General features: G+C 71.9%; 14 protein-coding genes. 7 read left to right on the forward strand and 7 right to left on the reverse strand.

Translation table 11 applies throughout. The annotated features are described in order from the left end of the window. Positions 1-55: 55 nt before the first annotated feature. Positions 56-1,414 carry a DUF3152 domain-containing protein gene (locus AC07DI_RS01260; RefSeq protein ID WP_478901409.1) on the reverse strand — a complete coding sequence of 453 codons (1,359 nt, stop codon included), beginning with the start codon at positions 1,412-1,414 and terminating at the stop codon, positions 56-58. A gap of 110 nt (positions 1,415-1,524) precedes the next feature. Continuing rightward, a complete protein-coding gene (locus tag AC07DI_RS01265) occupies positions 1,525-2,523 on the reverse strand; it encodes an alpha/beta fold hydrolase (protein ID WP_478901410.1) in 999 nt (332 codons plus the stop codon). 192 nt (positions 2,524-2,715) lie between these two features. Between AC07DI_RS01265 and AC07DI_RS01270 the strand changes: the two genes are divergently transcribed. The 4 genes from AC07DI_RS01270 to AC07DI_RS01285 all read left to right on the forward strand — a co-directional run bounded on the left by AC07DI_RS01270 (position 2,716) and on the right by AC07DI_RS01285 (position 4,833). Then, complete coding sequence (locus AC07DI_RS01270) at positions 2,716-2,934, forward strand: hypothetical protein (RefSeq protein ID WP_384249392.1); 219 nt, start codon at positions 2,716-2,718, stop codon at positions 2,932-2,934. Positions 2,935-3,173: 239 nt separating this feature from the next. Beyond that, the gene (locus tag AC07DI_RS01275; RefSeq protein WP_384249395.1) at positions 3,174-3,815 is read left to right on the forward strand and encodes a TetR/AcrR family transcriptional regulator; all 642 of its coding nucleotides are present in this window, start codon (positions 3,174-3,176) and stop codon (positions 3,813-3,815) included. A gap of 317 nt (positions 3,816-4,132) precedes the next feature. Further along, entirely contained in the window at positions 4,133-4,360 is a 228-nt protein-coding gene (locus AC07DI_RS01280) for a DUF3107 domain-containing protein (protein ID WP_362999486.1), read from the forward strand. Between the two features lie 203 nt (positions 4,361-4,563). After that, entirely contained in the window at positions 4,564-4,833 is a 270-nt protein-coding gene (locus AC07DI_RS01285) for a hypothetical protein (protein ID WP_384249397.1), read from the forward strand. 82 nt (positions 4,834-4,915) lie between these two features. On the opposite strand, the gene AC07DI_RS01290 is transcribed toward AC07DI_RS01285, so the two are convergent. Next, a complete protein-coding gene (locus AC07DI_RS01290; protein WP_384249399.1) occupies positions 4,916-5,653 on the reverse strand; it encodes a ferritin-like fold-containing protein in 738 nt (245 codons plus the stop codon). 462 nt (positions 5,654-6,115) lie between these two features. Here AC07DI_RS01290 and AC07DI_RS01295 point away from each other — a divergent pair, with 462 nt between their 5' ends. After that, positions 6,116-8,398, forward strand: coding sequence for a DEAD/DEAH box helicase (locus AC07DI_RS01295; protein ID WP_478901412.1), 2,283 nt, complete (start codon positions 6,116-6,118; stop codon positions 8,396-8,398). Positions 8,399-8,595: 197 nt separating this feature from the next. Continuing rightward, complete coding sequence (locus AC07DI_RS01300; RefSeq protein ID WP_478901414.1) at positions 8,596-9,567, forward strand: alpha/beta fold hydrolase; 972 nt, start codon at positions 8,596-8,598, stop codon at positions 9,565-9,567. Between the two features lie 31 nt (positions 9,568-9,598). Here the strand turns inward: AC07DI_RS01300 and AC07DI_RS01305 are convergent, their stop codons facing one another. Next, a complete protein-coding gene (locus tag AC07DI_RS01305; protein WP_478901416.1) occupies positions 9,599-10,507 on the reverse strand; it encodes an NYN domain-containing protein in 909 nt (302 codons plus the stop codon). 204 nt (positions 10,508-10,711) lie between these two features. On the opposite strand from AC07DI_RS01305, the gene AC07DI_RS01310 reads away from it, so the two are divergent. Further along, a complete protein-coding gene (locus AC07DI_RS01310) occupies positions 10,712-10,864 on the forward strand; it encodes a hypothetical protein (protein WP_266659153.1) in 153 nt (50 codons plus the stop codon). Positions 10,865-10,969: 105 nt separating this feature from the next. On the opposite strand, the gene AC07DI_RS01315 is transcribed toward AC07DI_RS01310, so the two are convergent. The 3 genes from AC07DI_RS01315 to AC07DI_RS01325 all read right to left on the reverse strand — a co-directional run bounded on the left by AC07DI_RS01315 (position 10,970) and on the right by AC07DI_RS01325 (position 13,509). Next, complete coding sequence (locus AC07DI_RS01315; protein ID WP_478901417.1) at positions 10,970-11,575, reverse strand: MarC family protein; 606 nt, start codon at positions 11,573-11,575, stop codon at positions 10,970-10,972. A 229-nt stretch (positions 11,576-11,804) separates the two neighbouring features. Continuing rightward, the gene (locus AC07DI_RS01320; protein ID WP_384249411.1) at positions 11,805-12,680 is read right to left on the reverse strand and encodes a PHP domain-containing protein; all 876 of its coding nucleotides are present in this window, start codon (positions 12,678-12,680) and stop codon (positions 11,805-11,807) included. A gap of 187 nt (positions 12,681-12,867) precedes the next feature. Beyond that, the gene (locus tag AC07DI_RS01325) at positions 12,868-13,509 is read right to left on the reverse strand and encodes a DUF6758 family protein (protein ID WP_478901419.1); all 642 of its coding nucleotides are present in this window, start codon (positions 13,507-13,509) and stop codon (positions 12,868-12,870) included. Positions 13,510-13,548: the final 39 nt, after the last annotated feature.

The following is a 13,548-nucleotide window of genomic DNA, read 5'->3' on the forward strand; positions in this document are numbered from 1 at the left end:
AACGAACTTCCGACAGATGTCAAAGCGGCGCCCCTCCCCGCGAGGGCGCCCCGCCTCAACTCTTGGGGAACACCCAGGGGTTGGCCTTGCACTTGATGCCGTCGTGCTCGAGGAACTTCGTCTGCTGCTGCATGACGGGGGCGAGGGCACCGTCCTTGGTGCAGTCCGTGTGATTGTGGCCGAGCCGGTGTCCGACCTCGTGATTGAGGAGCATCTGGCGGTAGGGGTAAATGGCGCTGCCGAATTTCTTCTTGACCGCGTCACCGTAGGTCTTGGCACCCTGCGCCCACCGATAGGCGTTGATCATCACGCGGTCCGTCGCCGCGGAATCGCACGAAACGTTGTCCTGGGTGGTGTCCAGACCGGATTTCGCGCACCAGGCCGCGGTCGTCCCCGGGCTCGCCAGCGTCAGGACGAAATCGGGGTGCCCCGACGAAATGCGCTCGAAAGTACGGGCGCCGCCGTGGGCCCAGCTCCGGTCGTCGTTCAGTGTCTTCTGGGCGGCCTGCGCGAAGAGCTCGCCGTCCAGACCGAGCCCCTTCTCGATGTCGACGCGGTAGCGGAGCCGCTGCCCCCTGCCGGGAGCCTTGGCGAACCCGGACACCACCTCGAAGTCGCCGGACGCCTTGAGCTTCGGATCCATCGGGACCGTCTTGGCCATCTTCTGCTCGTACGTCTCCGGGGCCGCCTTCCGCTCCTCGGCCGGCGTCGGCCGGCGGTCCGAGCGGGAGGCCGGGTCCTCGGTGTCACGCGCGCCGCCCGGGGCCGCCTTGGTACCCGTGTCCGAGTCCTTCGCCCTGTCGGCGAACTGGCCCGACACGACGGCCACCAGCACGGTGGTCACGGCGACGGCCGCGATACCGGCGAAGGCACGGCGGCGACCGCGACCGCCCTTCTTGCCGTCGCCCGCCGATCCGGGCCCGTCACCGCCGGAGAAGTCGCCGCCGTCCCACTCGGTGACGGAGGCGTACGGGTCGCGGGGGCGGGACGGCTGCGCGCCGGGCTGCGGGGACGCGGGCTGCGGGGCTGCGGCCTGATTCGGCACGCCCGGAGTCGGGGTGGCCGGAGCCGGGGTGCCCGGAATCGGGGTGTCCGGCTTGGGCGTGGCCGCGGTCGGCGCGGCCGGGGTGAAGCCCTCGGGGAGATCGTCGGGGAAGGCGGCGACGTAGTCCTGGCGGGGCCCGGGTACGCCGGACTCACGCTGCTCGGGGTGCCCGCCACGGACGTGCGGGATCCCGTGCGGCGGCGTCGCCCGGGGCATGCCGTGCGCGGGCGTGCTGTCCGCGGGCGTGCTGTCCGCGGGCGTGCTGTCCGCGGGCGTGCTGTCCGCGGGCGCGCCGTCGGCCCCGGGGGCCCGCCTGCGCCGCCCGCTGCCCGCCCCGGCCTGCGGGCCCACGCCGGGCGACGTGGGCATGCCCGAGGCTCTGATGTGGTCATCCGAAGCCCCGCTGTGGTCACCCGAGGTGCTGTCGTTGTCAGTCGTGTCTGCCGGACCGCGGCGGCTGTGACGTCCCACGCCCCGCCTCAGCTCCCCGAACCCGCGCGCGAGGCGCCATGGCGCACGTCACTCAACTCGCCCGCGTCGACGAGGAGTTCACGAAAAGCTGTCGCCACGGTCTCGGGGTACTCCATCATCGCCACGTGCCCCGCGTCGGGCAGCGTGAGCAGCCGCGAGTCGCGGAACGCGGCGGCAGCCCTGCGGGCCATGCGGAAGGAGACGAGCAGATCGCGCCCGCCGTAGACCAGCAGGGTCGGCGCGAGCACCCGCTCGGCCTGCCGCCAGAGTCCGTGCTGGCCACCCAGCGTGTACGCGTTGACGACGCCGCGCGCCGAGCGGGCCATGGCGTCCCAGAAATAGGGGAGCTGGAGCCTGCGCTCCATTTCCCTCACCGCGGCGCCGAAACCTTCCGGCGTCACCCTGCCCGGGTCGCCGTAGCAGAGGCCGAGGACGCCACGCACCCGCTGCTCCGCCGTCCACTCCCTGGTGAGCCGGGTGAAGAGGGCGGCGACGCCCGGCACCGCAAGCAGTCCGGTCGGCAACGCCGTGCGCTGCACCCGCAGCTCGGGCAGGGCGGGCGAGACGAGCGTCAGGGTGCGGACCAGGTCGGGGCGGACCGCGGCGACGCGCGTGGTGATGGCGCCGCCCAGTGAGTTCCCGACGAGGTGGACGGGGCCGCGCTCGCGCGCGTCGAGGTAGCGGATGACCGCGCGGGCGTGCCCGGTGATGGAGTAGTCGCCGTCGTCCGGCGGCGGGGAATCCCCGAACCCGGGCAGGTCGAGCGCCTCGCAGTCGACGACGTCCTCGAGCCGCGGCATCAGGGCCGACCAGTTCTGCGAGGAGCCGCCGAGCCCGTGCACGAACAGCGCGGGCGGCAGGCCGGGGCGGGCCGGGGGCCGGGAACGCACGGTCAGCGAGAGCCCGGGCAGACCGACCGAGTCGAGCCGCTCCCCCTCCGCGACCGCCACGGCACCCGGCTTGGGCGCGGCGGCGGCCAGTAGGTTCGGCAAGTCGGTCGAAGACATGCGGCAATGTTACGAGACGATCACGCGGTAGTTCACCTGTTCGCTGTCACAGAATGCACACAGATCGCGTAGCGCCTCGTCCGGGTCTCTTCTACGCTCGAAAGAGCGGACGGAAAGAGTCATGGAAGGAGGGCGAGGCGGGCACTCGCACCCCCAGGACCACCGAGTACCGCAAGGGAAGAGAGCCAGCACATGAGTGTCGACCCGACCGATCCCGACACCTTCGAGACGGCAGAGACCGGGCCCGTGGCCGACGTGGAGGCGCCGGAGGCGGACGCGGCCGAGCAGCAGGCGGACCTGACACCCAGCAGGGACGACCCCCTGGAGGAGGCCGACCCGGCCGTCGCCAGCGAAGGCGACCTGGCGGAACAGGCGCGCGTCGTCAACCTGGACGAGGACGACTACCGCTAGGACTCACCGAGACGACTCACCGAGAGGGCCCGGTCGGCCAACCGGCGCGGAAGCCGACGGGTAAGCCGGCGGCCGCGTACGGGCAGCTGCCCGTGTTTGCCCTGCTACGCACCGCTGCGCGGCCCTTCTGTGGTCGTCCAGTCCGTGAAATTCTGCGCTCGCACCGCGCACATCACAGTTACCGAAAAGTACGATGGCGGCGCGGCGCTCACCGCACACCGGACGATTTGGGAGGCGGCGTGACAGCCATCGAGCAGACAGAGGCGGCACGCCCGCGCGGCACACGGCTGCCGCGCCGTGCCCGACGCAACCAGCTCCTCGGGGCGGCACAGGAAGTGTTCGTCGCGCAGGGCTACCACGCGGCGGCGATGGACGACATCGCCGAGCGCGCCGGCGTCAGCAAGCCCGTGCTCTACCAGCACTTCCCGGGCAAGCTCGACCTCTACCTGGCCCTGCTCGACCAGCACTGCGAGTCACTGCTGCAGTCCGTGCGCACGGCGCTGGCGTCCACCACGGACAACAAGCTCCGCGTCGCCGCGACGATGGACGCCTACTTCGCGTACGTGGAGAACGAGGGCGGCGCCTTCCGGCTGGTCTTCGAGTCGGACCTGACGAACGAGGCGGCGGTGCGCGAGCGCGTGGACCGCGTCACCCTCCAGTGCGCCGAGGCGATCTGCGAGGTCATCGCCGAGGACACCGGCCTGCCGCGGGACGAGGCGATGCTCCTCGCCGTGGGCCTCGGCGGGTATTCGCAGGTGGTCGCCCGGTACTGGCTGGCCAGCCGCAGCACCGTGCCGCGCGACAAGGCGGTGGAACTGCTCACGTCGCTCGCCTGGCGCGGTATCGCGGGCTTCCCGCTGCACGGCACGGAAGGCCACTAAGAGCCTGTGTCATATCCCCGGCCGGGTGGTCGCCGCCTGGCACGCACGCTCGCCGCGTTGCCGAAAAGCCCTAGTAGCTCCGCTACGAGGGCTTCCCGGCGCCTTGCGATCGCACGCACCAGACGACGCCCACTGATCCGACCGGGGATATGACACAAGCTCTGAGAGCACGGGCTCCGACCCGCGCGGTCTGTTCCCGTCCCGTGTTCGCTACCGGCGTGCACGGCCGCGGCCGTCCCCGTCCCCTCACCGGGCTAATGTGTGCTGGGTACGGCGCGGACGGCCGCGCACAGACTGACCGTCGGAGGGACAAAGCCGTGGAGGTCAAGATCGGCGTGCAGTACGCGCCCCGCGAGATCGTGCTGGAGAGCGGCCAGAGCGCCGAGGAAGTCGAGCACGCGGTGTCCGAGGCGCTGACCGGCAAGTCGCCGCTGCTGAGCCTCGTGGACGACCACGGCCGCAAGGTCCTGGTTCCGGCCGACCGCCTCGCGTACGTCGAGCTCGGCGAGCCGACTACGCGCAAGGTGGGCTTCAGCGCCCTGTAGGACGCTGCCGGGCGTCCTGCGGGACGCTCCCGGCGGATATGCGTTGATATGCGGAACGGCCCGGTGGTCTCAACCACCGGGCCGTTCCGCTGTGTTGTACGAGGAGATGTCGACGCCACCCGATCATGGAGGGTTGCATTCCGGCCGCCTGGGGTAGACCGGCTACGACCGATTTGCACCTGGCCGCAAGGGAGGGCACCACCGTGATTCTGGAAGCACTCGGCTCCACACTGCTCGGCCTCGCCCTGGCCTGGGCCACCGCGCACCGCTTCGGGCACCGCCTGCCCGCGCGCAGCCTGGTCCTGTCCACGGGCCCCGTCGGCGCACTCATCGGCGCCTTCATCACCCACATGGCGCTCGGCTCCGGCCACGCCCCCGCGACCCTCACAGGAGCACTGGCCGTCTCGGCGGCCCTGCTGTCCCTCCTGATCCGCCCCACCGGCACCAGACTGCGCCACTCGGCGACGGCGTAACCCTCAGCGGCGCCAGGGGCACGGGGAACTGCGCGACCGGCCACAGCGGACCCGGAGGCCAAAAGCCACCCGCACCGCTCCGCTAGGCCGCGAGGCCCAACGCCGCCATCCGCTTCGTGTGCGCCTCAGTGATCCGCGAGAACATCCGCCCGACCTCGGCGAGGTCGAACCCGTCCGCCACGCCCCCGACCAGCATGGTCGACAGCGCGTCCCGGTCGGCGACCACCCGCTGCGACTGCGAGAGCGCCTCGCCCATCAGCCGGCGGGCCCACAGCGCGAGCCGCCCGCCCACCCGCGGATCCGCGTCGATCGCGGCGCGCACCTTCTCCACGGCGAAGCTCGCGTGCCCGGTGTCGTCGAGCACCCCGAGCACCAGGGCGCGGGTGTCGCCGTCGAGGCGCGCCGCGACCTCGCGGTAGAAGTCACTGGCGATCGAGTCACCGACGTACGCCTTGACCAGGCCCTCCAGCCAGTCGGACGGCGCGGTCTGGCGGTGGAAGCCGTCGAGCGCGGCGACGAACGGCTCCATCGCCTCCGTCGGCTCCGCGCCGATCGCCGAAAGCCGGTCCCTGAGCTGCTCGAAGTGATGGAACTCCGCCGACGCCATCTTCGCGAGCTCCGCCTTGTCGCCGAGCGTGGGCGCCAGCTTCGCGTCCTCCGCGAGGCGTTCGAACGCCGCGAGTTCCCCGTAGGCGAGCGCGCCGAGCAGGTCCACCACCGCCGCGCGGTAGTGGGGCTCGGCAGAGGCTTTCGCCCAGTCCTGGGCGGCGACTCCGGTGGGTTCGGGGGCGGATTCGGCAGAGGTGTCAGGCGTCTCCATGAAGCGCACAATAGCCCGCTTGCAGGAAGGCGTAAGGCCCTGGTCAGTGAGTGTGACGACGGCCATGTGACCAATTCGCCGGACACACATGCGAGATTTAGCGGTACAGTGGTAATGCGCCCGCTGGACATTCGACGGGCCGTACGAATGAGGATGCCCGGTCGGTGGCACGATCGGCTCCGACCCGACAGCCCTCCGAGCCCTACGCGCAGATGCGTGCGGCATGAGGGGGGAACCTCAGCGGTAAGAGCGCTCGAGCGCAGGCAGTGGTCCCGCGCCCCCGGCACGCCCCACAGCGGCCGGCGGTAGTGGCACGGTCACGACCCCCAGCGTTCGCCTCACGCCGCGTCTCACAGAAGAGGCATAGCCCTGACTACGACTTTCCGAGAGCTCGGGATTCTTCCCGAGACGGCCGAGGCCCTTGAGGCCGTCGGCATCATCAGCCCTTTCCCCATCCAGGAGATGACACTCCCCGTCGCCCTTTCGGGCTCGGACGTCATCGGCCAGGCCAAGACCGGCACCGGCAAGACGCTCGGCTTCGGCCTCCCGCTCCTGGAGCGCGTCACCGTCCCCGCGGACGTCGAGGCGGGCCGGGCCGAGCCCGGACAGCTGACCGACGCCCCGCAGGCGCTCATCGTCGTCCCCACCCGCGAGCTCTGCCAGCAGGTGACGAACGACCTCCTGACCGCCGGCAAGGCGCGTAACGTCCGCGTCCTCGCCATATACGGCGGCCGGGCCTACGAGCCGCAGGTCGAGGCCCTCAAGAAGGGCATCGACATCGTCGTCGGCACCCCGGGCCGCCTGCTCGACCTCGCCGGACAGCGCAAGCTCGACCTCAAGCACGTCAAGTGCCTGGTCCTCGACGAGGCCGACGAGATGCTCGACCTGGGCTTCCTGCCCGACGTCGAGAAGATCATCAACATGCTTCCGGCGAAGCGCCAGACGATGCTGTTCTCGGCGACCATGCCGGGCGCCGTCATCGGCCTGGCCCGTCGCTACATGTCGCAGCCCACGCATATCCGCGCCACCGCGCCGGACGACGAGGGCCAGACCGTCGCGAACACCAAGCAGCACGTGTACCGCGCGCACAACATGGACAAGCCCGAGATGGTCTCGCGCATCCTGCAGGCCGAGGGCCGCGGACTCGCCATGATCTTCTGCCGGACGAAGCGGACCGCCGCCGACATCGCCGAGCAGCTCGAGAAGCGCGGCTTCGCCTCGGGCGCGGTCCACGGCGACCTCGGCCAGGGCGCGCGCGAGCAGGCGCTGCGCGCGTTCCGCAACGGCAAGGTCGACGTGCTCGTCTGCACGGACGTCGCCGCGCGCGGCATCGACGTCGGCGGCGTGACGCACGTCATCAACTACCAGTCCCCCGAGGACGAGAAGACCTACCTGCACCGCATCGGCCGCACCGGCCGCGCGGGCGCCAAGGGCATCGCGATCACGCTGGTCGACTGGGACGACATCCCGCGCTGGCAGCTGATCAACAAGGCCCTCGACCTGGGCTTCAACGACCCGGTCGAGACGTACTCCAGCTCTCCTCACCTGTACGAGGAGCTGAACATCCCGGCGGGCACCAAGGGTGTGCTGCCGCGCGCCGAGCGGACCCGTGCGGGTCTGGGCGCGGAAGAGGTCGAGGACCTCGGCGAGACCGGTGGGCGTGGCCGCGGTGGCCGCTCCGGCGGTCGTGGCCAGGACCGGGACCGTGGCCATGACCGGGACCGCGGTCAGGACCGTGGCGGTCGCGACCGTGACCGCGGTGGCCGTGACCGTGCCGGTTCCGCCCCCGAGTCCGCGCCCGCCGAGCGCGAGCGTCCCGCCCGTACGCCGCGTCGTCGCCGTCGCACGCGGGCCGGCAGCCCGCTCGACACCGCCACGACGGCTCAGGCCACCGCGGTGACCGAGGCCGCCGCTCCGGTGGCCGAGGCCGCTCCGGTCGCTCCGGCCGTCGCCGAGGCGACCGAGCCGCGCACCCCGCGTCGCCGTCGTCGGACGCGTTCCGGCGCGGCGTCGGAGGCCGTGGCCACGGCCGGGACCACGACGGTCGTCGAGGCGGAGATCCCCGCGCCTGCCGCCGTCCCCGCCGTCGAGGAGGTGGAGGCCCCGGTCACGAAGCCGCGCCGCCGCACCCGCAAGACGGCACAGACCGCGGAGAAGGCGGCCGAGACCGCCGCTGTCGAGGTCACGGCGCCCGAGGCCGCTCCGGTGGCCGAGGCGGAGGCTCCGGCCACCAAGCCGCGCCGCCGCACCCGCAAGACGGCACAGGCCGCCGAGACCGCGGTCGCCACGGCCGAGGGCACCCCGGAGACGGTCGAGGCCGTCGAGGCGCCCGCGGCGGAGAAGCCGAAGCGCCGCACCCGCAAGGTGGCGGAGAAGGTCGCCGAGGCAGCCGCCCCGGAGGCCGAGGCGCCCGTCGCCGAGGCACCCGCTGCCGAGAAGCCGAAGCGCCGTACGCGCAAGGTCGCCGAGAAGGTCGCCGACGCCGCGACCCCCGAGGCCACCACGCCCGACGCCGAAGCCGAGGCCGACAAGCCCAAGCGCCGCACCCGCAAGACCGCGGCCAAGGCCGTCGAGGCCGTCGAGGCGGAGATCCCGGCGCAGGCGACGGACGAGGCCAAGCCCCGTCGTCGTACGCGCAAGGTTGCCGCCGCCCCGGTGGAGACGACCGAGGCCGAGGCCGCCGCTCCGGCGCCGCGTCGTCGCACGCGCAAGAAGGCCGAGCCGGTGGAGACCCCGGAGAGCTGACCCACCGGTCACCTCTCCCCCGGTCCGCACGGATCCGCCGCACCGAAGGCCCGCCTCCGCCCGGGGGCGGGCCTTCGCGCGTGACACCCACCACGGGCCGGTTCGGGCACGAGTTCCTGACGGCCCTATCGCCCCACCCTGCTCGCCCTGCCCCACCACGCCGTCACCGCCCCCACCCGACCCGTTAGCCTCGGCTCATGAGCAGGCCCCCGACCTTCGTCCCGCCCCCGTGCGCGACCGCGCACACCCTTCGTACCGCGCGCGGGGACTTCGCCGTCCTCGACGCTGCTCCGGCGCGAGGCGTCCGGCGCAGGGGGACCGTTCTCCTGATCCCCGGCTTCACCGGCAGCAAGGAGGACTTCATCGCCCTCCTTGAGCCATTGGCGGCCGCGGGCTACCGGGCGGTGTCCGTGGACGGCCGCGGCCAGTACGAGACCGCGGGTCCCGACGACGAGTCGGCGTACGCACAGACCGAGTTGGCCCGTGACGTCCTGGCCCAGGCGGCGGCTCTGGAGAAGGGCGCGGCGGGAGTGCAAGGAGCGGCCGGGGAGCCGTCACCCCTCCGGCCCCACCTCCTCGGTCACTCCCTCGGCGGTCAGATCGCCCGCGCCGCCGTGCTCCTGGACCCCGGCGCCTTCGCCACCCTCACCCTGATGTCCTCGGGCCCCGCCGCCGTCGCCCCTGCCCAGCAGACCCGCGTCACGATGCTGGCCGACGCCCTCGCGGCGCTGTCGATGGACGAGGTGTGGCAGGCGATGCAGGCCATGGAGCCGCCGCCCCCGCAGGACGCACAAGACGCACAGGCCACGCCGGACGCACAAGACGCACGATCCACGCGGGACGCCCCTGCCGTACAGACCGGCGCCGCCGAGAGCGACGACGAGGCGCTGCGCGCCCGCTGGCTGCTGCACGCTCCGGCCCAGCTGATCGCCACCGGCAGGCAGCTCCGCACCGAACCGGACCGTGTCGCCGAGCTCGCCGCCCTGCCCCTGCCCAAGCACGTGGTGTCGGGCGAGCGCGACGACACCTGGCCCGTGCCGCTCCTGGACGACATGGCGGACCGCCTGCACGCCCGTCGCACGGTGATCCACGGCGCCGAGCACTCCCCGAACACCGACCGCCCCGCGGAGACGGCGGCGGCTCTGATCGACTTCTGGAACCGCCACTGACTCGCGCGCTGACCGGCGCGGTACGACGTCCTCAGTACTGCGCCTGCAGGTGATCCCAGAAGCCGTCCCGCAGTGCCCGGCGCAGGTCCGCCTGGCCGCGCAGCGAGTACTGGAGCAGCCGTTCCGCCTCCACCAGGAGATCCTGGTCCACGGAGCCGGGCAGGTACGGATGGCCGGGCAGCAGGCCCACCAGTGCCTCGCGCCCCCGCGCCGCGAGCCACTTCGCGGCGATCTGCGCGCCGACGAAGCGGACCTCCTCGCGGGTGGGGCGGTGCGCGGTGGCGCCCGCCTCGTACGCCGTGACGGAGCGCCGCGTGACGTACGGCTTGAAGAAGTCGAGGTCGAACGTGCGCTGGCTGTCGACCTCCCACAGCAGCGCCTCCGCCTGGTTGCGGCCGTCGGGCGCCTCGATGCCCCACAGGTGGACCCGCGCGCCGTACCCCTGCGCCGCCTCGACCGCCGAGACGAGGTCCTCGTCGCCGCCGATCAGCGCCGCGTCGCTGATGGCGCGGTGCCTGGCCAGTGACTCCAGGTCGCTGCGGATCAGCGAGTCGACGCCCTTCTGCTGGTTGTTGGCGTTGAGGTTGCCGAGCCTGACCTTGACGTCGGGCAGCTCGGCGATCGACTGCTGCTCGTTCGTGTGGATGCGGCGCCTCGCACCGTCGTACCAGTAGACGCGCAGCAGACGGCTGTCCGCGAAGATCGTCCGGGCCTTGTCGATGAGCGCGTCGATGAGGCCTTCCGCGTCGAGGTCGAAGGCGCGCCGGTCCTCGGTCCCGGCCGCGAGCCGGCCCGCGGCCGCGTACAGGTATCCGGCGTCGACGAAGATCGCGTGCGTGGACGGAGTCTTCGCCACCTCGGCGAGCACCCGTTCGAGCAGGCTGTTGGCGCGGTCCAGCTGAGCGGTGATGTCGGCCGCGTTGGGGTAGGCGTCGTTCATATCGTCACCAGTCTCCCGCCGGTCACACAGCGAACACAACTGGTCTCGCTACTCACAGGTAATTAGGTTCTCGAAAAATTTCCTTAGCGTAGGGAATGTTTGCACGGGACAACTCGTTGTACCCATCAGGAACACCGCAGCAACACCAGCAACACACAGCAGTTCTCCTTGCAGGAGGATGACCAGACGAAGGGAGAAGCCCCTATGCGCTTCGAAATCATGCGACTCGACGACGTCGATGGCTCGGCCGTGGACAGCACCGTCGTAGACGCCGCCTCCGTCAACCGGATCGTGCAGCAGGCCGCAGCGATCGGCCAGCGCATCTACATCCGCCCGGCCGACACCTCGGCCTCATAACGCAGACGTCGCAGGGCCCCCGTACGGAATCCGTACGGGGGCCCTTCGTGCGTCCAAGGACGGGTGCACCACCGTGCAGGTGCCGTCAGGCGCCTTCCAGGAGCTTCAGGTGCCCTGGATGACCTGTGTGACGCCGTTGATGATCTGCTGCACCGCGATGGCGGAGAGCATCATGCCCGCGAGCCGGGTCACGAGGACCACGCCGCCGTCCTTGATGACGCGGATGATCAGCAGCGAGTACCGCATCACCAGCCACAGCACCACGTGCATCACCACGATCGCCGCCCAGACGGAGACTTGCGTACCGACGCTGTCGGCGTCCTGGACGGCGAGGATGACCGAGACGATCGCGCCGGGCCCGGCGAGCAGCGGCATGCCGAGCGGCACCAGCGCCACATTGACGTCCTTGGTCTGCTTCGGCTCGTCCGTCTTGCCGGTGAGCAGGTCGAGCGCGATGAGGAGCAGCAGCAGCCCGCCCGCGATCATCAGCGCGGGGACGGAGACGTGCAGGTAGTTGAGGATCTGGTGGCCCACGAGGCCGAAGACCGAGATGACGCCGAAGGCGACGCACACGGCCTGGAAGGCCATCCGCTGCTGCACCTTGACGGGGCGGCCCGCGGTGAGACCGAGGAAGATCGGGGTGATCCCAGGAGGGTCCATAATCACGAAAAGCGTGAGAAAGAGGGATCCGAAGACGGCGACGTCGAACACAGTGATGGCCTTGCAGAGAGTCGTACGAAGGAGCCGCGCCGAACGGGCGGCACCGGGCGCGGGGCGCGGTGGCCGCCGTCAGGGGCGGTGGATGCGGTGAAGTGATGGAGCGGAGTGAGCTGCGGCGCGAAGCAAAGCCATGCGGCGCGACGCGGCGCGGTGTGGTGGCGGGCGGCCGGTACAGAGGGGACCGCGTGAGCGGTGTTGGCCGCGCGGCCCGTGCGAGCCGTTACGCCGCCGGGGTTCCGCCCGCCCCCGGCACGGGGAACGCCCCCGTCGCCCGGCGCGTGATCTCGCCGTAGATCTCGGGGTCGGTGGTGTACTCCCCGAGCACGCACGTCTTGCGGCTGCCGTGGTAGTCGCTGGAGCCGGTGACGAGGAGGCCGAGTTCCCCGGCGAGTCCACGCAGCCGGGTACGGGTCTCGGGAGTGTGGTCCATGTGGTCGACCTCGATGCCGTCGAGGCCGGCCGCCGCGAGTTCGGCTATCGCGGTCTCGGACACCGTCCTGCCGCGCTTGGCGGCGCCGGGGTGCGCGAACACGGTGACGCCACCGGCCGCCTTGACCAGGCGGATCGCGTCGAAGGGGTCGAGCTCGTGCTTCTCGGCGTAGCCGCGGCCGCCGTCGGCGAGCCACTCGGGCGTGAAGGCGTCGGAGACGGTCGGCACGACGCCGAGCTCGACGAGCGCCTCGGCGATGTGCGGGCGGCCGACCGATCCTTCGCCCGCGATCCGTGCGACCTGCTCCCAGGTCACCGGCACGCCCAGCTCCTGCAGCTTGCCGATCATCGTCTTCGCGCGCGGGACCCGGTCGTCGCGGACCAGCTCGCGCTCGCGGGCGAGCTCCGGCTCATCGGGGTCGAAGAGGTAGGCGAGCATGTGCAGGCCCATGCCGTCGAGGCGGCAGGAGAGTTCGGCGCCGGTCACGAGGGTCGGCCCGGCCGGCAGCTCGCGCAGGGCCCGCTTCGCCTCCGCGTGGCCCCGGGTGGTGTCGTGGTCGGTCAGCGCGACGACGTCGAGACCGGCGGCGGCCGCGTTGCGGACCAGCTCGGCCGGGGTGTCCGTGCCGTCGGACGCAGTGGAGTGGGTGTGCAGATCGATGCGCACGACGCTGGCTCCAGTGCTCTGACAGGCGGCTGAGGGGGACGCTCAAGGATAACGGGAACGCGACGCCGCTCCGGCCGCCCCGAACGAGGCATCGCTCACGCCGGGAGGGCAGCGGCACGACCGCGCCACGGGCCCGTACGCACCGCTCCCTGCCGGGGCCCGCGCGCACCAGCCGTGACGACGCCGCTCACGCCATGAGCAGCCGCGGCGACAGCGCCCCGCACGGCAGCAGGTCCACCTCCGCGCCCGCGTCCCGCAGGTCCGTGAGGACCAGCTCGTCGTACATCAGGAGGCCCGACTGGGCCGGCCACGCGATGGCCCACAGCCACAGGCCACGTGCCTCACCTGCGAAGACGGCGCGGTCGTCCGGTGTCCCCGACACATGCCACATCGGCGTCGGCCGGCCTGCGGCGAGGACCTTGGTCTGCGGTGGCTTCTCGACGCTCATGTGCGGTCCCGGGTCGGGCCCTTCGATGCCCGCATACCGCGCGCCGAGGCCGACGCCCAGTTCCTCGGCGACGAGCACGAGCTCGCCGACGCCGCCGAGCGGCGCGGGGCCCGAGCAGGCCACGGCCGTCGCACGGCCGCCGCTGCGGTCGTCGCCCGCACAGCCCACACCCGTGTACAGCCAGCCGACCGGCAGCGGCCAGGGCATCCACACCGGCACCTGGGCCCGGTGCACCACGACCTGGAGGGCCTCGACGCTGGGTGGGATCACGGGCTGCAGCGGATGCACGGTGCCGTGCACGTCACACTGCCAGGAGTCGGCAAAGAGACCGGGAGCCCTGACCCGGCCACCACACTTCGGGCAACTGGGTTCGCCCCTCATGTCGCCCAACGGTCCTCCCCGGTCGCCGCCCCGTCAAGG

Source organism: Streptomyces sp. NPDC044106, assembly GCF_056433985.1.

Bases quoted from the DNA above. Each gene is read 5' to 3' on its own strand.
- AC07DI_RS01260 (WP_478901409.1), bottom strand. From the start codon at position 1,414: ATGCCCACGTCGCCCGGCGTGGGCCCGCAGGCCGGGGCGGGCAGCGGG.
- AC07DI_RS01270 (WP_384249392.1), top strand. From the start codon at position 2,716: ATGAGTGTCGACCCGACCGATCCCGACACCTTCGAGACGGCAGAGACC.
- AC07DI_RS01295 (WP_478901412.1), top strand. From the start codon at position 6,116: ATGACACTCCCCGTCGCCCTTTCGGGCTCGGACGTCATCGGCCAGGCC.
- AC07DI_RS01265 (WP_478901410.1), bottom strand. From the start codon at position 2,523: ATGTCTTCGACCGACTTGCCGAACCTACTGGCCGCCGCCGCGCCCAAG.
- AC07DI_RS01325 (WP_478901419.1), bottom strand. From the start codon at position 13,509: ATGAGGGGCGAACCCAGTTGCCCGAAGTGTGGTGGCCGGGTCAGGGCT.
- AC07DI_RS01290 (WP_384249399.1), bottom strand. From the start codon at position 5,653: ATGGAGACGCCTGACACCTCTGCCGAATCCGCCCCCGAACCCACCGGA.
- AC07DI_RS01310 (WP_266659153.1), top strand. From the start codon at position 10,712: ATGCGCTTCGAAATCATGCGACTCGACGACGTCGATGGCTCGGCCGTG.
- AC07DI_RS01305 (WP_478901416.1), bottom strand. From the start codon at position 10,507: ATGAACGACGCCTACCCCAACGCGGCCGACATCACCGCTCAGCTGGAC.
- AC07DI_RS01300 (WP_478901414.1), top strand. From the start codon at position 8,596: ATGAGCAGGCCCCCGACCTTCGTCCCGCCCCCGTGCGCGACCGCGCAC.